17 protein-coding genes and 1 pseudogene are annotated in these 19,928 nt (G+C 74.9%); 2 read left to right on the top strand and 16 right to left on the bottom strand.

Annotated elements, in window-relative coordinates:
• Positions 1-22: 22 nt before the first annotated feature.
• From NRK68_RS35065 to mftA, 9 genes are read right to left on the bottom strand one after another with little or no spacing between them, the layout of a single operon-like run.
• A complete protein-coding gene (locus NRK68_RS35065; RefSeq protein WP_257858228.1) occupies positions 23-877 on the bottom strand; it encodes a mycofactocin-associated electron transfer flavoprotein beta subunit in 855 nt (284 codons plus the stop codon).
• A 5-nt stretch (positions 878-882) separates the two neighbouring features.
• Positions 883-1,194 carry a ferredoxin family protein gene (locus tag NRK68_RS35060; protein WP_257858227.1) on the bottom strand — a complete coding sequence of 104 codons (312 nt, stop codon included), beginning with the start codon at positions 1,192-1,194 and terminating at the stop codon, positions 883-885.
• Positions 1,191-2,516, bottom strand: a complete 1,326-nt coding sequence (locus tag NRK68_RS35055; protein ID WP_257858226.1) for an FAD-dependent oxidoreductase — start codon at positions 2,514-2,516, stop codon at positions 1,191-1,193. The genes NRK68_RS35060 and NRK68_RS35055 overlap by 4 nt, the downstream gene beginning before the upstream one ends.
• On the bottom strand, positions 2,500-3,528 hold the full coding sequence (locus NRK68_RS35050) for a mycofactocin-associated electron transfer flavoprotein alpha subunit (protein WP_257858225.1): 1,029 nt from the start codon (positions 3,526-3,528) through the stop codon (positions 2,500-2,502). Before NRK68_RS35050 ends, NRK68_RS35055 begins: the two co-directional genes overlap by 17 nt.
• Complete coding sequence (locus tag NRK68_RS35045) at positions 3,525-5,486, bottom strand: mycofactocin system FadH/OYE family oxidoreductase 2 (protein ID WP_257858224.1); 1,962 nt, start codon at positions 5,484-5,486, stop codon at positions 3,525-3,527. Before NRK68_RS35045 ends, NRK68_RS35050 begins: the two co-directional genes overlap by 4 nt.
• On the bottom strand, positions 5,483-7,414 hold the full coding sequence (locus NRK68_RS35040) for a mycofactocin system FadH/OYE family oxidoreductase 1 (RefSeq protein ID WP_257858223.1): 1,932 nt from the start codon (positions 7,412-7,414) through the stop codon (positions 5,483-5,485). Before NRK68_RS35040 ends, NRK68_RS35045 begins: the two co-directional genes overlap by 4 nt.
• Positions 7,411-8,649, bottom strand: coding sequence for a mycofactocin radical SAM maturase (gene mftC / locus NRK68_RS35035; RefSeq protein WP_257858222.1), 1,239 nt, complete (start codon positions 8,647-8,649; stop codon positions 7,411-7,413). The genes NRK68_RS35040 and mftC overlap by 4 nt, the downstream gene beginning before the upstream one ends.
• Complete coding sequence (mftB, locus tag NRK68_RS35030; RefSeq protein ID WP_257858221.1) at positions 8,646-8,930, bottom strand: mycofactocin biosynthesis chaperone MftB; 285 nt, start codon at positions 8,928-8,930, stop codon at positions 8,646-8,648. The genes mftC and mftB overlap by 4 nt, the downstream gene beginning before the upstream one ends.
• Positions 8,931-8,943: 13 nt before the next feature.
• Positions 8,944-9,111: a mycofactocin precursor MftA gene (gene mftA, locus NRK68_RS35025; protein WP_257858220.1), complete on the bottom strand. Its 168-nt coding sequence runs from the start codon at positions 9,109-9,111 to the stop codon at positions 8,944-8,946.
• 245 nt (positions 9,112-9,356) lie between these two features.
• On the opposite strand from mftA, the gene NRK68_RS35020 reads away from it, so the two are divergent.
• Complete coding sequence (locus NRK68_RS35020; protein WP_257858219.1) at positions 9,357-10,829, top strand: MFS transporter; 1,473 nt, start codon at positions 9,357-9,359, stop codon at positions 10,827-10,829.
• Between the two features lie 96 nt (positions 10,830-10,925).
• Here NRK68_RS35020 and NRK68_RS35015 read toward each other — a convergent pair whose 3' ends face one another.
• The 3 genes from NRK68_RS35015 to NRK68_RS35005 form a co-directional block, all read right to left on the bottom strand.
• Positions 10,926-12,770 carry a condensation domain-containing protein gene (locus tag NRK68_RS35015; protein ID WP_257858218.1) on the bottom strand — a complete coding sequence of 615 codons (1,845 nt, stop codon included), beginning with the start codon at positions 12,768-12,770 and terminating at the stop codon, positions 10,926-10,928.
• A 137-nt stretch (positions 12,771-12,907) separates the two neighbouring features.
• The gene (locus tag NRK68_RS35010) at positions 12,908-13,864 is read right to left on the bottom strand and encodes an aromatase/cyclase (RefSeq protein ID WP_257858217.1); all 957 of its coding nucleotides are present in this window, start codon (positions 13,862-13,864) and stop codon (positions 12,908-12,910) included.
• 175 nt (positions 13,865-14,039) lie between these two features.
• Positions 14,040-14,861, bottom strand: a complete 822-nt coding sequence (locus NRK68_RS35005; RefSeq protein WP_257858216.1) for an AfsR/SARP family transcriptional regulator — start codon at positions 14,859-14,861, stop codon at positions 14,040-14,042.
• 267 nt (positions 14,862-15,128) lie between these two features.
• Between NRK68_RS35005 and NRK68_RS35000 the strand changes: the two are divergent.
• A pseudogene (locus NRK68_RS35000) lies at positions 15,129-15,347 on the top strand (AfsR/SARP family transcriptional regulator); the annotation flags it as partial.
• 389 nt (positions 15,348-15,736) lie between these two features.
• Here NRK68_RS35000 and NRK68_RS34995 read toward each other — a convergent pair.
• From NRK68_RS34995 to NRK68_RS34980, 4 genes are all read right to left on the bottom strand, one after another.
• On the bottom strand, positions 15,737-16,582 hold the full coding sequence (locus NRK68_RS34995) for a 4'-phosphopantetheinyl transferase family protein (protein ID WP_257858215.1): 846 nt from the start codon (positions 16,580-16,582) through the stop codon (positions 15,737-15,739).
• 8 nt (positions 16,583-16,590) lie between these two features.
• The gene (locus tag NRK68_RS34990) at positions 16,591-18,360 is read right to left on the bottom strand and encodes an acyl-CoA dehydrogenase family protein (protein WP_257858214.1); all 1,770 of its coding nucleotides are present in this window, start codon (positions 18,358-18,360) and stop codon (positions 16,591-16,593) included.
• A 248-nt stretch (positions 18,361-18,608) separates the two neighbouring features.
• Positions 18,609-19,478, bottom strand: a complete 870-nt coding sequence (locus NRK68_RS34985) for an acyltransferase domain-containing protein (protein WP_257858213.1) — start codon at positions 19,476-19,478, stop codon at positions 18,609-18,611.
• Positions 19,468-19,764, bottom strand: coding sequence for an antibiotic biosynthesis monooxygenase family protein (locus NRK68_RS34980; RefSeq protein WP_257858212.1), 297 nt, complete (start codon positions 19,762-19,764; stop codon positions 19,468-19,470). Before NRK68_RS34980 ends, NRK68_RS34985 begins: the two co-directional genes overlap by 11 nt.
• Positions 19,765-19,928: the final 164 nt, after the last annotated feature.

Raw genomic sequence — 19,928 nt, 5'->3', positions numbered from 1 at the left:
GGGCCGACGGGGTGGGCGCGCCTCATCCCGCGTCCCGGGACAGCCCGCGCAGCTCGGCCAGGAGCAGGTCGGCGGCCTCGGCCGGGGAGGCCGGGGTGAGGACGCGAGGCGAGGTACGGGGCGGGGTGTGGGCGCCGGTGAGGGCCAGCAGACGGGCCCGCGGGGTGTCGCCGGCGGGCGCGGGCAGCGCCCTGGGCCGGGGCCGGTAGGCGCGTACGGGCCCGGTGCGCACCCGGGAAGCGGGCGCGGCGGCGACGGACACCACCGGGATGGCGGCTGTACGGGCGGCCAGGGTGCCGGCCAGGGAGGCACGGCGCAGCCGCACCTGTCCCGCCTCGACGGAGCAGACGGCGGGCAGCGGCACGGCGAGCACCTCGGCGCGGCCGCCGTCGAGCCGGCGTACTGCCCGCAGGGCGGCGGGGCCCGTGGTGCCGTTGTCCTCGGCGAGTTCGATCAGTCCGAGCGCCTGGGCGGCGCCGAGCAGCCCGGCCAGCAGCGCCGGCGTGGTGCCGGTGGCCCCGTCGGCGGAGCGGTCCCCGCAGATCACCAGGTCCGGCCGGGCGCCATGGGCGGCGAGTCCGGCGTGCAGCAGGTGGGCGGTGCCGGCGGGGTCCGGGGTGCCGGGCGCCTCGATCCGCAACGCCTGGTCCGCACCGCACGCGAGGGCCTCGCGCAGCACCTCCTCGGCCTCGGGCGGGCCGGCGGTGACGGCCAGGCAGCGGGCGCCGAAGACCTCGGCCAGCCGCAGGGCGTGCTCCAGGGCGCACCGGTCGGCGTGGCTCGCCGTGCCCGCGTAACCCTCGGTGCCGACCCGGCCGGTGAGGGGGTCGACGGTGGCCCGCGGGTCGGTCCGGTGCAGGGTGGCGACGATCAGCACCCGTCTCACCCCCGCCGGAAGGCGACGCCGTGGCCGCCCTCGGGGTAGGACCAGCTGAGGGCGCCGTCGGCGTCGCACACCTGGTAGCAGGTACCGCACTCGAAGCACTGCTCGTAGTTGAACAGGATGCCGCCGTCGCTGGTGGGTACGAACAGCTTGGCCGGGCAGGAGTGGACGCAGGCCCTGGTCGTGCAGCCGCGGCACACGTCGGTGTCGACGGTGATGTGCGCCTGCTCGGCGACGCGGAAGTCGACGGTGGACATCCGCTCCTCGAAGGAGATCCGGCCGGGGTCGCCGGCGGGGCTGGCAGGGGTCATCCGAAGGACCTCGCTCCGGTGAGTGCGTCGGACAGCAGGTGGCGCAGCTTCAGGCCGCGGGCGCGGGCCCGCGCGGTCACCAGGCGGCGCAGGCCGGGCTTGGGACGCGGGTTGTCCACGGTGAAGAAGTCCTGGGCCAGGTCGCAGAGCAGGCCCGGATAGGTGCGCTGGACCCGGTCGGAGAAGACCAGTTCCGGTACCTGGCGGAGTTTGCGCAGGTCGGCCAGGACGAAGGAGTCCTCCAGGGCCCTCCGGTAGCCGGCCAGGCCGGCCTTGGTGGTGTCGCCCGCGGTGACGGCGGCGGCGGCCGCGCGCCCGGCGTACATGCCCGCGCCCAGCGCGTAGTTGACCCCTTCGAGCCAGATTCCGGCGGCCAGGCACATCGCGGCGGCGTCCCCGGCGACGAGGAGGCCGTCGGTGGCCAGTTCGGGCATGGTGTCGTGGCCGCCCTCGGGAATGAGGTGGGCGGAGTACTCCTTCACCTCGCCGCCGCGCAGCAGGGGCGCGATCGCCGAGTGGCTCTTGAGTCCGGCGAGGACCTCCTCGGGCCGGGTGCCGGAGGCGGCGAGGCCGGTGACGGAGAGGACCACGCCGACGCTGACGGTGTCGAGGCCGGTGTAGAGGAAGCCGCCGCCGGGGATGCCGCCGGTGCAGCCGATGATCTCGATGTCCTGGCCGTGGCGGCCGGTGAGACCGAAACGCTCCTCGATTGCCTCCCGAGGCAGGGCGAGTACCTCCTTGACGCCCAGGGAGGTGTGCTGGGCCTGCGTGCCCGGCACCCGGTCGAACAGGCCGGCCTCCTTGGCCAGGAAGGAGTTGACCCCGTCGCAGGCGATGACCACCCGCGCGGTCAGGTCGCCGCCGGGCCGGTCGGTCCGTACGCCGGTGACCGCTCCGTCCGGCCCGCGCAGCAGGCCGGTGGCGGTCGTGGAGGGGACGAGGACGGCGCCCGCCTCCTGGGCCAGTCCGGCGAGCCAGCCGTCGAGGTCGGCGCGGTGGACGGTGGCCCCGTTGTAGGGAGGCCTGCCCCAGTCCTCGGTGCGGAAGTCGACGGTGAGTGCCTGGGTGGGGGTGAGCATCATGGTGGAGCGGCGGGTCACCCAGCGCTGCACGGGCATCCGATCCCACCAGCGCGGTACGAGTTCGTCGAGGATGCGGCCGTAGACCACGCCGCCGTAGACGTTCTTGGCGCCGGGGTAGGGGCCGCGTTCCAGCAGGGCCACGCGCTTGCCGGCGCGGGCGGCCTCCAGGGCCGCGGCGCTGCCGGCGGGTCCGGCGCCGACGACCACGATGTCGAAGGCGGCGTCAGGAGTGGTCGGCATCGGGCGTCTCCAGCCGCTGGGCGAGTTCGGTCAGGACGGTGCCGGCGTCGGCCACGATCCCGAGGTCGGCCATGGCCGTCATCGGGCAGTACGGGTCGGTGTTGACGCTGATCACGTGGCGCGGGGTGCCGAGGCCCCCGGTGTGGTGGGGTGCTCCGGAGACGCCGAAGGCGATGTAGAGGTCGGGGTCGACGAGGACGCCGGTGGTGCCGATCTGCGCGTCGTGGCCGAGCCAGCCGGCGTCGGTGACCACGCGGGTGGCGCCGACCGAGGCGTCCAGGGCGTCGGCGATCCGGCCGAGCAGGGCGACCTCCTCGGGTCCGCCGAGTCCGCCGCCCGCGCCGAGGATGCGGCGGGCCTGGGCCAGCGAGGTGGCGCCGGCCCCGGCTTCCAGGGTGGCCAGGGTCCGGGCGTCGGCGGTCGGCGGCGGGGCGGGCAGGGTGATCGCGGTGGGCTCCGCGGGGCCGCCGGGGGCCGGTTCGGCGCCCCGCAGCCCGGGTTCGAGGGTGGCCACGAAGGGGCCGTCCACGCTGAGTTCGACGAGGGCCTGGCCTCCCCAGCGCAGGACGTCGGCGCCGCCGGGCAGGATCTCGGCGGCCCCGGCGAGCAGCGGGCGGCCCAGGGCGGCGGCGAGCCGGGGGGCCAGGTCGCGGCCGTCCGGGGAGGCGGGCAGCACCAGGGTGTGGACGGCGGTGAGCATGGGGGCGAGGGCGGCGGCCAGGGCGGCGGGGGCAGTGCCGGCCTCCGCGGTCCACACCTGGCGGGCCGCGGTGAGCTCCCGGGCGGCGCCGGTGGTTCCGGTGCCGACGAGCAGGACGGCCCCGCCCGCTTCGGCAACCGTCTCGTCGGCGCCGGCGGGCAGGACGCTCTCGCGTACGACGACCAGGGCGAGCAGTCCGGGGAACGCGGGAAGTCCGGGAAGTGCGGCGGTGCCGGGGAGTCCGGCCGCTGCGGGCGACTCAGCGGGTCCGGGCAGTTCAGCGCCCGCGGGGAGGCCGGTCAGGTCGGTCATACCGCCACCCCCGCCCGGTGGCCCTCGACGACCGCGGCGTGGGCGCGGCGCGGGGTCAGGCAGTCGCCGGCCCGGTGGACGGCGAACGGCTCGTTCTTCAGGGCGTGCCAGAGCTCGTCCCTCGGTGCCTGCTGGACGGCGCAGACCACCCAGTCGTAGGTCTCCTGGGCCATCGCGTTCGTGGTGTGGGTGAGCAGGTCCACCGTCACCCCTCCTCCGTCCTGCCGGTGTGCGGCCAGCACCACCTGGTCGGTGACGTGCTCGATGCCCTTGGCGTGGGCGCGGACCGAGTAGGTCTCCAGGTCGAGGGTGATGCCCAGGTCCTGGCCGACCACCATCCCGGGGGTGCTGATACGGACCCGGCAGCCGCGCTCCGCGAGCGTCTCCGCCACGGAGGTGGCCTGGTGGAAGCCGAGTTCGTCGACGATCAGGACCCGCTCACCGGCCGCGGGGGCGACCCGGCCCTCCAGGACGTCACGGACGTCGACGACGCGCTCGAGGGAGCCGGCCCAGTGGGGCGGCTGCGGGCGGGCGCCGGTGGCCACCACCACGGCGTCCGGGGCGAAGGCCCGTACCGCGTCGGCGTCGACCGCGGTGCCGGTGCGTATCTCCACGCCGTTGCGGTGGCATTCGGCGAGGAGGTTGCGCACCACGTCGAGGAATTCGGCGCGGCCGGCCGCCGAGGCGGCGGTGGCGACCTGGCCGCCGGTTGCCGGTGCGCGCTCCAGCAGGGTGACCTGGTGGCCGCGGCCCGCGGCGGTGGCCGCGGCCTGGAGTCCGGCGGGGCCGCCGCCGACGACCAGTACCTTCTGCGGGCGGCGTCCGGGCGGTGGCAGCGGTACGGACTCCCGTCCGGCCCGCGGGTTCTCGATGCAGCCCAGCCAGCGGTTGAGGCCCATCCGGCCGACGCACTCCTGGTTGCAGGACAGGCAGGTGCGGATGGCGGGGGTCTGCCCGGCCCGTGCCTTGGCCGCGAAGTCGGGGTCGGCGATCTGGCCGCGTACCACCCCGATGAGGTCGCAGTGGCCCTCGGCCAGAGCCCGTTCGGCCTGGACGGGGTCCTTGATCCGGCCGACGCCGACGACGGGCAGACGGACGGCGCGGCGGATGGCGTTGGAGATGAACAGGGCGTAGCCGGGGGGCACGGTCATCGACGCCTCGATCATGTAGAGGGTCGAGGTGGCCACGCCGATGGAGGTGTTGATGTAGTCGACCTTGCCGGTGGCCTCGACGCGGCGGGCGATCTCGACGGCTTCGTCGATGGTGGTGCCGCCCTCGATCAGCTCGTCCCCGCACAGCCGGACGCCGAGCGCCCGGCCGGGTCCGACGGCCTCGCGCACGGCGTCGACGATCTCCAGCAGGATGCGGGTCCGGTTCTCCAGTGAGCCGCCATAGGCGTCGGTGCGCAGGTTGGTGGCCGGGGAGAGGAAGCCGCGCACGATCGAGGAGTGCGAGCACTGCAGCTCGACGCCGTCGAAGCCGCCGTCGGCGCAGTGCCCGGCGACCGTGCCGTATCCGGCGACGATCTCGGCGATCTCGCCGGTGGTGACGGCCTTGGGCACCTCACGGAACAGCGGGTCGGGCACCGGGGAGGGGGCCCACACCGGCAACCGGGAGTACAAGGAGGACGCCTGGCCGCCGTTGTGGTTGAGCTGGGCCAGGATCGGGGTGCCGTGGGCGTGCACGGCCTCGGTGATCCTCCGGTAGCCGGGGACGGCCTCCGGGCGGTAGCCGTGGATCAGCTTCTCGTACGGCCAGTCGGTGACGTGGGTGGAGTGCTCCTCGGTGATGATCAGCCCCGCTCCCCCGGCGGCGCGGGCCGCGTAGTAGGCGGCGTGCTGCTCGCTGGGCAGGCCGTCCTCGGCGTAGTTGGTCAGGTGCGCGGAGAACACGATGCGGTTGGCGACCGTGAGCGGTCCCAGCCGCAGCGGTGAGAAGAGATGGCGGTGGCCGGTCACCTGGTCTCAGCTCCTTCCCGTCGTTCTCCGACGGCTTCGAGGACTTCGAGGGCCAGCGCGGCCCGGCGGCCCTCCAGCACGGCCTCGTGCACGGTGCGCGGAGCCACCCGGTCGCCCGCGGCGAAGGGCCCGGTCAGCGTCTGGTCGGGCAGCCGGTGGCCGCAGTGGACCACGGCCGCGCAGGGGATCTTGGTCTCGGCGCCGGTCAGCACGTCCTCGACCAGGGCGCCGCCGCTGTGGACGGCGCGCAGGACGGACCGTTTGACCAGGCGCACCCCGGCCCGCTGGAGCCGGGTGTTGGCGTCGGCGAGGTCGCCGGTGAGGGCGAGCTGCGTGCCGACGACCTGGTCCTGGGTGACGATGGCGGTCTCGCGTCCCTCGGCGGCCAGGTGCTCGGCGACGGCGGTGCCGGTGGCGTCCCCGAGGGGGTCGTGGACCAGCACCGGGCCGTCCGGGAGCGGCGCGGCCCGCCCGGCGAGCAGGTCGGCCGCCTCGACGACCTCGCCGCCCTCGTGCGCGTACGGGCGGGGGCCGGGCAGGGAGCCGGTGGCCAGCAGCGCCCGGCGTCCGCGGAGTTCGTCCTGGGTGACCTCGGTGCCGGTGCGTACGGTGACGCCGAGCCGGCGCACCTCGGCCTCCAGCCAGTCGGTGACGGGCTGCCAGCGGGCGCCGCTCATGCGCAGGGTGCCGCCCAGCCGGGGGGTGCGCTCGGCGAGCTCCACCCGGTGGCCGCGCCCGGCCAGGACCCGGGCGGCCTCCAGGCCGGCGGGTCCGCCGCCGACGACGAGCACGTCGAGCGGGTCCGCGGCGGGGCGTGGGGCGGCCGGGTCGGGATCCTCGGTCTCGTGTCCGCTGCGCGGTTCGACGGCGCACGAGACGACGGGGTTGCGGTTGTCGCGCACCCGGCACTTCTGGTTGCACAGAACGCAGGGCCGGATCCGCTCCGGGGTCCCGGCGCGCACCAGGTTCACCAGGGCGGGTTCGGCGATCTGGGCGCGGGTCATCTCCACCAGGTCGCACACCCCGTCGGCCAGAGCCGCCCCGGCCTGGCCGGGGTCGGTGACGGATCCCTGCAGCACCACCGGCAGGGTGCCCTCCGCGGCGGCCCGTACGGTGCGGCACAGCTCGGTGTTGAAACCGGGCGGGGTGTGGAAGTCGGGGCGGGTGGCGGAGGTCCCCATGGCGGAGCCGCGCACCACGACCAGGTAGTCGAGCAGCGGGGCGAGGGCGCGCACGTGCTCCACGGCCTGCTCGGGGGTGACGCCGGCCCAGGGGGCCAGTTCGTCGCAGGAGAGCCGCAGTCCGAGCACCCGCCCCTCGCCGAGCGCGGCGCGGACGGCACCCAGCACCTGACGCGGCAGCCGCAGCCGGTCGGTGCCGTACGCGTCGGTTCGGAGGTTGGTCAGGCCCGAGAGGAACTGGCGCAGCAGGCTGTACTGCCCCGCCTCGATCTCCACCCCGTCCAGGCCGGACCGGGCGGCGAGGGCGGCGGCGGCCGCGAAGCCGTCTACGAGCTGGGCGAGTTCGGTCTCCTCCAGCTCCATGGGCAGCTCCCGGCTGGCCACGTCGGCCACCCGGGACGGGGCCCACAGCGCGCTCTGGCTGTGGGCGGAGGAGCCCTGGGAGCCGGCGTGGCCGAGGGAGGCCAGCACAAGGGTGCCGTGCGGGGCGCAGGCGGCGGCGGTGGCGGCCCACCCGGGTCCGCAGTCGGCGGCGAGCGGGGCCCGCTCGTAGGGCCAGTCGGAGGGGTGGACGCTCGCGGTCTCGGTGACGATCACCCCGGCGCCGCCCGCAGCCCGCTCCCGGTAGTAGGCGGCGTGCCGGTCGGACATCGCCCGCCGGTCGGCCAGGTTGGTCTCGTGGGGGCCGAACACCACGCGGCTGGGGGCGGTGCGTCCGCCCAGGGTGACGGGCGTGGTCAGGTTCATGAGGCCGCGGCCGTCAGCGGGTCGGGGGCGAACCCGGCCAGCGGGCTGGTCTCGCAGGGGCGGTCTTCCACGGGGGTCGCGGCCGGTTCCGGCGGGCGGCGGCCGATGGTGACGGGCACCGGGCCGGAGCGGGCGGTACGGGGGGTGGTGCGGTGGGAGTGGTCGCCGGTGGGCCGGGGCGCGCTGCCGGGGCCGACCGACGCCAGCGCCTGATGGGCGTTGCCCTTGACGCACTCGGGGTCGGGGCCGTCCAGCGGCAGGCCGGTGAAGAACTTCGCCGCCATGCAGCCTCCACGGCAGGCGTCGTACGCGGAGCAGGACGCGCAGGCGCCGCCGGACTGCGGGGCCCGGAGCGAGGCGAAGAGTTCCGACTCGCGCCAGACGCGGGCGAACCCGCCCTCCTCGCGCACGTTCCCGGCGAGGAACTCGTCGTGGATGGCGAACGGGCAGGCGTACACGTCGCCGACGGGGTCGATCAGGCAGACCACCCGGCCCGCGCCGCACAGGTTGAGACCCGGCAGGGCGGTGGTGCCGAGCGCGTTGAGGTGGAAGAAGGAGTCGCCGGTCAGCACGGTCTCGCCGTGGGCAAGCAGCCACGCGTACAGCTCCCGCTGCTGGGCGGCGGTGGGGTGCAGCTCGTCCCACACGTCCGCGCCGCGTCCGGCGGGGCGCAGCCGCGTCAGCCGCAGTTGGGCGCCGTGGGCGTCGGCGATCTCCTTGAAGGCGTCGAGCTGGCCGGCGTTCTGCCGGGTGACCACCACGCTGAGCTTGAAGTCCCGCATGCCGGCGTCGGCGAGGTTGCGCATCGCCGTCAGCGCGGTGGCGTAGCTGCCGGGGCCGCGCACGGCGTCGTTGACCTCGGCGGTGGCTCCGTCGAGGGAGATCTGCACGTCGACGTAGTCGCTGGCGGCCAGCATCCGGGCCCGCTCGGAGGTCAGCCTGACGCCGTTGGTGGAGAACTTCACGCCGACCTGGTGCGTGGTGGCGTAGTCGAGCAGCTCCCAGAAGTCGGGCCGCACCGTGGGCTCGCCACCGCCGATGTTCACGTAGAACACCTGCATCCGCTGCAGTTCGTCGATGACGGCCTTGCACTCGTCGGTGGTCAGCTCCCGCGGGTCTCGCCGGCCCGAGGAGGACAGGCAGTGCACGCAGGACAGGTTGCAGGCGTAGGTCAGCTCCCAGGTCAGGCAGATGGGGGCGTCCAGCCCGCTCTCGAAGTGGTCGACCAGCCTCACGCTGCCTCCTCCTGGCCGGGCCTGGGCTCGATCAGCCCGGTGCCCGCGAGCCCCGCCAGGGCCCGCAGGTACGCCGCGTGCTCGGCGGGCGGGACGGCCGCGGAGCCGAGCGCGGTGTGGACATCGGGGTGGTCCCCCAGCGTGCGTACGACCTCTACCAGGGCGGGGGTCTTGAGGAAGCTGAGCCGCCGGGTGGCGAAGTCGTACGCGAGCGCCCCGAAGGGCTCGGGGCGCAGTGCCACGGAGGGGGCGCACCGGTAGGGGCGCTCAGGGGTGAACATCGTCGGCTCCGGCCTAGTAGACGCCGCACATGCCGTCGATGGACACGTCCTCGACGAGCAGGTCCTCGACCGTCCCGGCCGCCTCGACCGTCCCGGCCGCCTCGACCGTCTCGGCCGCCCCGGCGGTCTCCCCGGACCCCGCCGCCGCGCCCGTGCGCTCCTCTGCCACCTGTCCAGCCATGGCTGCGCCTCCTTCCTCGATGAGTGTCGGATGGTGTCTGCGGCGATCGTGCACAAGCGGGTACGACTCTGGACACCCCTAAGAATTAAGGGGCCGGACGATGGTTCGAGCGGCACGCGAGCGAGAAGGCGCCGGCCTCCACAGTGGCCCGACAGCGGATCACCGTCACGGCTTGAGCGGCCCTCCAGTCACCCCTGGGAGCGTGACCCTTCACGGTCCGAACGACTCTTCCCGGGAGGCAGGGCATGTCCGCGCCCGTTTTCGAGCGTCCTGTGGCGGTGCCCGCGTCCGCGGCACCGGCACCCACCCGTTCACCCGGCGCGCCGCCCGCGGTTGCGCCGTCGGCTGCAGCTGCGGCCGGGCCCGGGGCCGTGCGCCGGGTGCGGCCCGGGCCCGCGCTCGCCGTCATCGCCGGCTGCAACGCGATGATCCAGCTGGACGACCCCCTCATGAACATCGCCCTGCCCGGGATCCGGGCCGATCTGGGGCTGTCCGCCCTGGCGGCCTCCTGGGTGATCGGCGCCTATCTGCTGGCCTTCGGCGGTTTGCTGCTCCTCGGCGGCCGGGCCGGCGACATCCTCGGCCGGCGCCGGGTGTTCACCGCCGGCGTGGCCGTCTTCACGGCCGCCGCCGCGCTGCGGGCGCTCGCACCCGGCGGGGAGTTGCTCATCGCCGTGCGCGCCGTGGAGGGCGCGGGCGCGGCCTTCGCCGCGGCCAACGGCTTCGTGCTGATGCTCGCCACCTTCGCCGAGGGCCCGGCCCGCAAGCGGGCGATCGCGGTGTGCACCGCGGTCGGCGCCGCTGCCACGGCCGGTGGTCTGCTGCTGGCCGGAGCCCTGACCTCGGCCGGCTCCTGGCGCTGGGTGCTGCTGCTCAATGTGCCGGTGGGGCTGGCCGTCCTGTTTCTCGTGCCCCGGGTGATCGCGGAGACCGAGCGGGTGAAGGGCCGGTTCGACCTGGCCGGTTCGGTGCTCTCCGCGCTGGCCGCCGCCGGTCTGGTGTACGGGCTCTCGCAGGCCGCCGAGCGGCCGTGGAACGATCTGCTGGTGGCGGGCCCGCTGGTGGCCGGCGCCACCCTGCTGGCCGGGTTCGTCGTGGTGCAGCGGCGCACGGCACAGCCCATCGTGCGGCTCGGGCTCTTCGGGGACCGGGACCGGGCCCTGGCGTTCGCGAGCATGCTCGTCCTGCCCGGCGCGCTGATCGGCGCGTACTTCTTCCTCAGCCAGTTCTTCCAGCAGGACAGCGGCTGGTCCCCGCTGGCGGCGGCGTTCGGGCTGCTGCCGGTCCCGCTGACGATGGCCGCGGCCGCCGGTCTGGCGGTGCGGGCGGAGCGGGCGATCGGCCCCAAGCGGGTCATGGCCGTCGGCGCGATCGCCCTGGCGGTGGAGAACCTGTGGCTGTCGTGTCTGGGGCCGCAGGACTCGTATCTGACGGCCGTGCTGCCGTCGCTGGTGCTGCTGGGTGCGGGCATGGCCTGCTGCGCGGTCCCGGCGACCGTTCTGGCGACCTCGGGGCTGCGGCCGGAGGAGCTCGGCTCGGCCGGCAGCGTCCTCAACGCCCTGCAGGCCGTCGGCGGTTCGCTGTGCATCGCCCTGCTGGTCACGGCCTCCTCGGGCCACGCGGACTTCGCGGGTGCGATGTCGGCGGGCTTCACCGCGGGCGCGGCGTTCGCCACGGCGGGCCTCCTGCTGTCCCTCTGCCTCCGGTCCCGCCCCTGACCGGGCCCGCCGCAGCGGGCTCGATCAGCCCACTCACGAACGGAGAGCCGCCTGACCGGGTGGGTCGCCCGCTCCTCCCGCCCGTGTCGCCGAGCGTCAGGCGGTCTCACCGGCGACGGGCGGGCGGCGCCAGCCGTGGGCGGCGATACGTCCGGCCACCTCGTGGGCCAGGGCTTCGGCCCCCGGCAAGGGGAGCAGGGTCAGCGGCTCGCCGCTCGCGAGCACGGGGCGCAGCGCCTGGAGGCAGTCGTCCGCTCCGCCGGGAGCGAGGACCGTGACCAGCGCCTCGGGTCCCGAACGAGCTGTCGCCTCCGCGGCCTCGTGTCCGCCCGTGGCGCCATGGCCCAGCGCCGGGCCGCTCCCGTCGACGCCGTCCCGGCCCTCCTCGGGGCCGTCACCGTCCGCCGCCCGAGCGCCGTCCACGGCGTCGGCCGCAGGCCCCGTCGGTGGCGGGACGAGCAGGACCGTGCCGGCGGCCGGGTGGGTGCCCGGGCGGAGGACGTGGAGGGTCGGGGGTGGGGCCTCGGGCCCCGGGGCGGCGCACGCTCCGGGGACGGGCAGGCCGTCCAGGAGGCCCAGGGCGTCCGCCACGGTCGCCTGTCCGCCCGCGCGTGCGGGCAGTTCGCGAAGGAGGAGGGCCGTCTGGGCGAGGAGCACGGCGGCGGCGTCCTCCCCGACGGCGGCCCGGTCGTGGACCAGGGTCAGGACGAGTTCGCCGTCCTGCGTGTGCCGGGCGGTCAGCGAGAGCGGGAGGCCGGTGTGCGCCGGGACGGTCTCGGGTTCGGTCACCCGGACGCCCTCGGCGGCCAGTTCCCGCGGCAGCGGGTCGTCCGGTCCGGCGCCCGGCAAGGGCCGGGCGAAGGAGACCAGCGAGCGGACCGGTCCGGGCCGGCCGGGGTGTCCGGCGGCCTCCTGGATCTGCCCGGCGGAGACCCACTCGTACGCCGTCAGGCCCAGCACTCCGTCCCGTACGTCCGCCAGCAGCCCGCCCACACCTGTCGCCGGGTCCACCGCCACCGACAGCGGCAGCACATTCCGCAGCGGGCCCGGGAGTCGCTCCACACCCTCCAGGGCCACACCCCGGCCGGACACCGTCATCCCGAACACCACCGGGACGGGCCCCTCCCCCGGCACCACCCTCCGCAGCAGCAGCGCCCACACCGCGTGCAAGGCCGTGCCCTCCGACACCCCCCACCCGGCGGCCCACTCCCACAGCCGCCTCGCCTCACCCGCGCTCAGCCGCCGCGACGCCCGCCCCAGGCCGGTGCCGGCAGAGTCGGAGCCCGGACGCACCGGCAGCGACACCGCCCCCTCGTCCGGCGCCGCGACGGACCAGAACGCCCGCGCCGCACCCGTCTCCCGGCCCGCCACCCATCGCACGTGGTCACCCAGATCGGGCCGCCGCGCCCCGCCCGCCGCGACCCCGCCCCGGGCGTACGCCCACAGCACCGACCGCCACAGCAGCCGCACGCTCCAGTCGTCGAGCAGCGCGTGATGCCACGTCAGCACGACCCGCACCGGACCGTCACCGCCCGGCTCCTCCTCCACCAGACACACCCGCAGCGCACCCGGCCGCCGCAGGTCGAACACCCGCCGGCGTTCGGCGAGGATCACGGAATACCAGTCGGCGGAGCCGTGCGGGTGGTGGCAGACCTCGACGACGGCCTGCTCCCGCACGGTGACGGTGGGGCGGGTGTCGGGGCCGCCGCCCGGTGCGAAACAGGCGCGCAGCACGGTCTCGCGGTCCGCGACCGACTGCCAGGCGGCACGGAAAAGCTCCCGGTCCAGCGGCCCGTGCCAGCGCAGGTGCAGCTGCTCGACGTGCAGCGCGGCGACGGGTCCGGCGGCGAGCACGTCGAGGAGCATGTCCTGCTGACAGGGCGCGACGGGCAGTCCGGCGGAGCTGAAGGGCCGGTGCTCCGCGGTCGTGGCGCAGGCCATCCGTCCCCCTCGGTATCCGGTACTGCGACGTGGAAAGGCACAAGTATGGGAGGGTCTCCCCCGCATCGCTGACATGCCGCTGACACGGTTCCCGGCCGCGCCGAAGCTGGAGCGCGCGGGGGCCGGCGGGACTGCGGTCAGAGGGTGCGTACAGCCGACTCGGCCCGTCGGCGGGCCAGTTCGAGGGTGGCGCGGCTGTTGCGGCCCAGGGCCTGGCGTACGTACGTCCGGGCCTGCTCCAGGTCCGCGTCCGGGCCGAGCACCTGCGGCACCGCCTCCTCACGCAGCAGCACCCGGTGGTGGGAGACGACGGTGACGCCCGTCGCGTCAGGGGTCACCGACCACTCCCCCGCGTGCGCGCTCAGCAGCGCCGGCGGGGTGGTCTGCTTGTAGACGATCCGGCCCGCGTGCGGGAAGCAGACCCGCACCGACTCGGTGGTGTGGACCGTGCCGTCGGGGGTGACCGTGTCCATCGAGACGGTCTGCACGCCCGGTTCGTCCTCTGCCACGTCGAGCCTGCCGACGTGCGGGACGCGCTCGGGCCAGGCGGCCACGTCGTACAGGAACCCGTAGACGACTTCGGCGGGGCCGTCGACGCGTACGGAGTCCTCGAAGGAGAGCAGCAGGCCGTCGAGCCGGTGCCAGCGCTCCGCGGTGGCCTTGAGCTGGTCCAGTTCGGCGCGGCTGTTGGTGTCCGTGGCCCGCTCCAGCCAGGCGGCGTCGGCCGCGCGGTTGCCGGCCACGGTGAAGTCGTGCTCCAGGGTGAGGCGGCAGCGCTCCGGCCCGAGGGACTCCACCGTCCAGGTGCCGCCCATGGAGGTCGCCGGGGGCGCGGGGACCTCCTGGCGGAAGTCGATGCGCATGCGGCCGGCGTCCAGGGTGCGGCGCGAGAGCCAGGACCGCACGCTGCCGTTGGCGGTCACCCACATGTGGAACCGGTCCTGGCGGCCGTCGAAGTCGAGCCGCTCGACATGGATGCTCGCGGGAACGAACAGCGGCCACTGGGTGGTGTCCGCGAGCAGCCCGTAGACCACCCCGCCGGGTGCGGCGACGTCCACCACGTACGACGTGCGGTGCACCCGCTCGACCGGCATGGTCTCTCCCCTCTCGTCCCTGTTCAGAGGCTGTCCGCACCGGGTCGAGGGCCGCTCGAGAAGTGCTCGGCCGCCCGCGCCCGCCCCCGGCCACCGCCCCGGCCACCCGCGCACCACCCCCCGGTCACCCGCCGGACACCGTGACCACCCCGCCGGGCCCGGGCCGAGCGGGGTGTCAGGCCGCGTAGAGGTCGAACGTGGAGGTACGGCGCGGGCCGGCGGCGACGTCGAGGGCCGGGTCGACCGACAGCATCGCGTGGTGCAGCCGCTGAAGCTGGGGCGACGGCTCCACACCGAGTTCGTCGATCAGCCAGGTCCGCAGCCGCCGGTAGACGTCCAGGGCGGTGGCCTGCCTGCCCGAGCGGTAGAGGGCCACCATCGCCTGCGAGTGCAGGCCCTCGTGCTGCGGGTGACGGGCAATCAGCTCGGTGAGTTCCGCGATCAGTTCGGCGTGCCGGCCGAGCCGCAGGTCGGCGTCGATGCGCCGCTCCACCGCCACCAGGCGGCTCTCCTCCATCCGCATCACCTCGATGGACAGGATCGGCCCGACGCGCACGTCGACCAGGGCCGGCCCGTCCCACAGATCCAGCGCCTGCCGCAGGGCGGCGGCCGCGCCCTCGTCGTCCCCCTGCTCGAAGGCGGAGTGCCCCCGCGCGACCAGGCCCTCGTAGGCGTGGACATCCACGCACTCGGGCTCGATCTGCAGCAGGTAGCCGCCGTGCCGGGTGGCCAGGACCTCCTTCGCACCGCCCGGCGCGCCCGGACCCATGGCCGTGCCCAGTCTTCGCCGCAGCTGCAGTATGTAGGTCTGCAGGGTCGTTGACGCGCTCTGCGGCAGTTCGGTGCCCCAGATCTCCTCCATCAGCGTCTGCACCGGCAGCACCCGCCCCGGATACAGCGCGAGCAGCGCCAGGATCTGCCGGGGCTTGCCCGCCGTCGGCACGATCGAGCCACCGTTCACCTCGGCACTCAACGGACCCAGAACCTGAATCTTCACGATCTCCCCCGTCCTTCTCGTCGAGTTCCCATCGATTTTCGGCCTTCAATTCGGGAACGATAGCGGGACACTGGGCAACGTGCCGAAATTCTTGACCAGCCGTCGAGCAGCCCTCCGACGGATCGGTTTGACCACGGAATATGAGCTGCTAGATTCCGCTCAAGGAGCGACTTCCGGTGCATTTCCGAGCACCGGACACGACGTCTTTCCGCACATCGGCCGGACCGGAGGAGTCTCGCTGTGAACGCCCTCGGAGCCGATGCCACCATGGACTTCCGCATCCTGGGTCCGGTCGAGGTCCACGATCCGCGCACGGGCGCCCGGATCGTGCCCCCCGGCCCCAAGCAGCGCACGCTGCTGGCCGCCCTGGTGGTGCGGGCGGGCCAGGTGCTCTCCGCCGACCGGCTCATCGACGAACTGTGGGTCGACCTGCCCCCGGCGGGTGCGGCGGACGCGCTGCAGGCCCATGCGGCCCGGCTGCGCAGGCTGCTGAGCGGCGACGACGGCCCGGAGTGGATCAGCACCCGGCCGCAGGGCTACCTGCTGCGCCCGCCCCGCGTCACCACCGACGCGCACCGCTTCCACGTGCTCTCCTCGTGGGGCCGGGCCGTGGCCGCCGCCGATCCGGTACGGGCCGCCGCCCGGCGGCGCGGACTTCGGGACGGCCCCCGGGCCGGCTTCCGGCGCGGCGGCACCGCTCGATCTCGGAGGCGAGATCGCCCGGCTGCGGGAGCGCATGGAGGCCCTCGCCCGGGAGCAGGAGAGCCTCGTACGCCGTTTCGACCGGCTCACCGCCGGGGCGCCGCGGGGGCGAACGCACCGCACTGTGCCGGAACCCGGTCTCCAGCGGACCTCATGCGAAACTCGGACGAGAATCAGGCGGAATTCGAGTCCTGCAATTCCGCGGTGACCATCGACACGAATCCCTCGTCGAGCATGGTGGCCACAGCGGTGTCCCGCGAGGGATCAAGGCCGGTGTCGTGGCAGGCGATGCTGACGAGATAGCGGCCGAGCACCGGATAGGTACCGAAGGACCATTCCCCGCGTGCGGCGGGGGTGCCGTCGGGGGCCAGCAGACCGGTTTCTCCTGAATGCCTGCCACCGAATCCGAACTCCGAGAAGTTCATCCGCAGCCCCTGGCCGAGGGCCTTGGTGTACGCCTCCTTCAGCGTCCACAGCCGCAGGATCCCCGCGGTCTGCTCCGTCTCCGGCAGGGCCGCCAGTTCCGCGCGCTCGGCCTCGGTGCACACCTGGTCCTGGAGCAGCTGGAAGGCCAGCCGCCGCCCGGCCGGTTCGGTGTCGACACCGATCCGGCCGGTGCGGCTGACCGCCACCACGATCAGGTCGTCGGTGTGGGTCAGGCTCACGTCGATCTGGTCCATCCCGCGCAGGTACGGCCGACCGCCCGGCTTGTACGACAGGTCGATCCGGTCGGGGGCGATGCCCAGCGCCGCGGCCGCCGTGTGGCGCACGGCGAGCCGGGAGACCACGAAACGGTAGCGGGTCGTGGGATCGCTGGTCCGTCGGTACCGGGTCCAGTCCCGGCCCAACAGCCCGCGCAGGGCGGGCTCCGACAGGGCCATGGTCAGCCACTCCCCCCAGGTGGTGAACACCGAGGCGTTGCCACGCCGGGCCATGCCCTCCCGTACCGCGTCCGTCCACGGCCCGTCGGGGCCGGTCAGATGGACGGGCGGGGAGAGCCGTGGTGAGTTGTCCCTCATCGCTCTCCTCACCGGGCCAGCTCGGTGGCGTCCAGGTCGTAGCTGCGTCCGGCGCGGTAGCGGCACACCAGTTCCTCCAGCATCTGCCCCAGGCAGTCGTCGGGCAGGTCGGGTACGGGGATGCCGAGCCGGCCGCCGACGCGAGTCAGGGCGAGCACCGCCCAGGCAGGGGCGGCCAGGAAGGGGTCGCTGCCGTCCTGCCCCTCCCAGGTGGCCAGGATCGCGGCGGCCGCGAGCACCAGCGCGTACCGGTCGCTGAGCACGCACCATGCGGGGTCCCGGAGGGCGGCCGCCCCGGGCGGGATCGCCCGGCACTGCTCGCGCAGGGCCCGCAGTTCGGTGACGAAGGCCTCCGCCAGGTCCGCGAGCGCGGTCAGCAGGCCGCCGACCCGGCGTACCTCCGCCAGCCGGGCGGCGGACCCGGCGAGCGAGGCGGCCATGAAGTCCCCGCCGTCGGCGATGGCGAGCAGCCGGTAGTCCAGCTGTGGCAGGACCGCCCCGGCCCGGAACAGCCCGGGTGGCGGCTCCTCCTCCTGGAACCAGGCACGTTCGGCGAGGGTGCGCAGCTGAGGGACGATCACGGCCTGGCAGGCGGCGGTGCCGGCGTGACCGAGACCGGCCACCGGCAGGTCGCGGGCGAGCTTGTCCAGGGCCCCGTACTCGGGAGTGCCGTGCCGGTAGCCGTGCGAGCCGATGACCGCCGCGAGCTCTTCCAGACTCTCCCGGAGCAGGTCCGGTACGACGTACTTGGTGGCGGCGGCGAGCACATGGGTCCGGTCGGGCAGCAGGCTCAGCGCCCGCAGCGCGACGGTGGCCATGCTGTCGCATGCGAGCAGGTCGGCGAAGACCCCGGCGAGCGGCCGGTGCAGCCGCCGGGCGATGGGGCGGGTACGGCCGGTGGTGGCGGCTCGTACGGCGGAGTGCAGGACCGTCCCGGCGGCCGCGACGGCCGTACCGGCGATGACGCAGCGGTTGACCTGATAGGTGCGCAGGGCAAGGGCGACGCCCTCGCCGACCCGGCCGACCAGGGCGTCCGCCGGGACCGCGCAGTCGGTGAAACGCAGCCCGGAGAAGAGCGATCCGCGCATCCCGGCGGTGGGCACCCGCGGCAGCTTCTCCAGACCTTCGCCGAGTCCGTCGGGGTCGAGCAACAGGACGGAGTGGCCGAGCGGGCCACGGGCCGCGTCGGTGCGGGCGTACACCACATAGGTGTCGGCCCGGGCGGCGTTGATGATGACGTCCTTGCGGCCGCTGAGCGTGAACCCGCCGCCGGGGCGGCGCCGGGCGGCGAACTCGTCGCGCAGGATGGCGTTGGCGTGGGCGAGCTCGTGGTGGACGATCGACGCGCGCCCGCCGGTGAGCAGGGTGGCGGCGGTGGACGCGCGCTGCTCGGGAGTGCCGGCGGCCCAGACCGCGGAGGTGGCGAACAGCGAGGTGATGCCGGAGCCGAAGCCGAGCGCGAGATCGCGGCGGAAGACCGGGCGAAGCACCTTCACCAGCAGGTCGGGGCGGATCAGCCGACCGCCGAACTCGGCCGGCACGAACTCCGCGCCGAGCCCCGCCTCGGCCAGCAGCTCCTCGGTGGCGGCGGGCGGCTCCCGCCGTTCGTCGGCGGCGAACAGGGCGCCCAGACCGTGCGGGTTGGCCGGGTCGTAAGGGTCGCCGAGGAGGGCTTCGAGGCGGGCGGCCCGGCGCAGCGCGTCGGTCTCCGCCGCCGCGCGCGCGGCCGTGCTCCGGCCCGCCGTCTCCGTGCGCTCCGTCGTCTCGGTGATGGTCATGGTGGCGGACTCAGCTCCTTCGTCCGGGCTTGCGGTCGGCCCCGGGGCCCCTCGTCGACGTCCCGCCCGGCTCGCGGCGCCGAAGGGTGAAGCCCCGGGCACCGCGCCGCGCCGCATCGTCGAGGCACCCATGTACGTCCGGTGACCGGGAGCCCCTCCGCGGGGTGATGCACGGCGCCGGCCGCCGCGAGCGCCGCTTCGACGGCAGGTCCCGTTGTCGTGGCCTGCCGGCGTCCGCGCGCGGGTGCTCAGCCTGGGGCGGGGCGCTCGAAGCTCCCTCGAGGCGGGGTGCAGCCGGGCTCGTGCGCCCTGGTGTGCGTCAGCACGCCCGCCACCGCGCGCAGTTCGCTGTCGGGCCAGCCGTTCTCGGGGTCGGGGCCGCACGGGTGGGTTCGGCGGAAGCCGGCGGCGTCCAGGGTGCGGACGGCGTCGGCGAAGGAGACGGGCTGCCGGGCCTGGTGCAGCAGGTGACGGGCGAGAAGCCGCTGCCCGCCGGGCCCTGGGGCGAGCAGCCGGCCGGTGGTGGAGCACACGAAGGGAACGGGCGGGCCGGCCGGGGCGGCGCGCCCGGCCGCGGTCAGCGCCTCTCCGGCGGCCCGGGCGGCCCTTCGGAACTCGGCCTCGGCCGTCCGGGCCGCCCGGTCGGCGGGCCCGGTCACGGGCCAGGGCGGTGGCAGCCGGCTCCAGGCGGCGATCAGCCGGGCCGCCTCGGGCAGGGGCAGGGTGCCGGCGGCATGAGCGGCGGCGACGGCGCCGGTGCCCACGCCGGAGAGGGCACGGACCTCAAGGCCCCAGCTCTGCCACAGCCGGTAGGCGGCGACCTGGAAGGCGAAGAGGGCGGGCTGGGCGAACTCGGCACGACGGATCAGGCTCGCGTCCACCCCGCCCTCGGGCGCGAAGACCACGGCGGCCAGCGGCAGCCTGAGCCAGGGTTCCAGGGCGTCGCGGACAGCGTCGTAGGCACTCCGGAAGACCGGGACGGCAACGTACAGCTCCCGGCCCAGGCGGGGGCGGGGGCCGGGCCGGCCGGTGAACAGTACGGTCAGCGGCTCGGCAGGGGGCGGCGGTGGGGCCGGTTCGGTGCCTGCCCGCACGAGGGACCGTACGTCATCGGACATCGGGTGACTTTTCCACGGTCCGGTACAGGCCCGGCTCCGGCGTGGCCAGCGGAGCGAGGTCCTTGACCAGGATCTGGAACTCCTCGCTGCGCACGGCCTGCTGGTGGGAGGAGGCGTCCTGCCACATGGCGAGCTCGAGGAAGACACGCTCGTCGCCGAGGTGGCGCAGCGCCTGGTGGCCGATGTAGCCGGGCTGGGCGCTCATGTACGCGGTCAGGCGGGACTTGACCTCCAGGAACGTGTCGATGTCGCCGTGGACGGTCAGCTTGTTGACGAAGGTCACCATGGAAGGCTCCTCTGGTCGGCCACGGCGGGGTCACCGCCTGCATGTGGATGTCGGGGGCAGGGGTTGTGAGGCCACTGTCGGAGCCCGGACTCGAAGAGGGCTCGGCCCCTGCTCGACTTCCGCTACAGAACGAGCCCGGTCCCGGCGGAGGATGCGCGGTGCCC

It is taken from the genome of Streptomyces yangpuensis (genome assembly GCF_024666385.1).
Classification (GTDB): Bacteria; Actinomycetota; Actinomycetes; order Streptomycetales; family Streptomycetaceae; genus Streptomyces; species Streptomyces yangpuensis.
The sequence above is the reverse complement of the archived record's forward strand: the minus strand, read 5'-3'. Positions and strand labels throughout refer to the sequence as shown.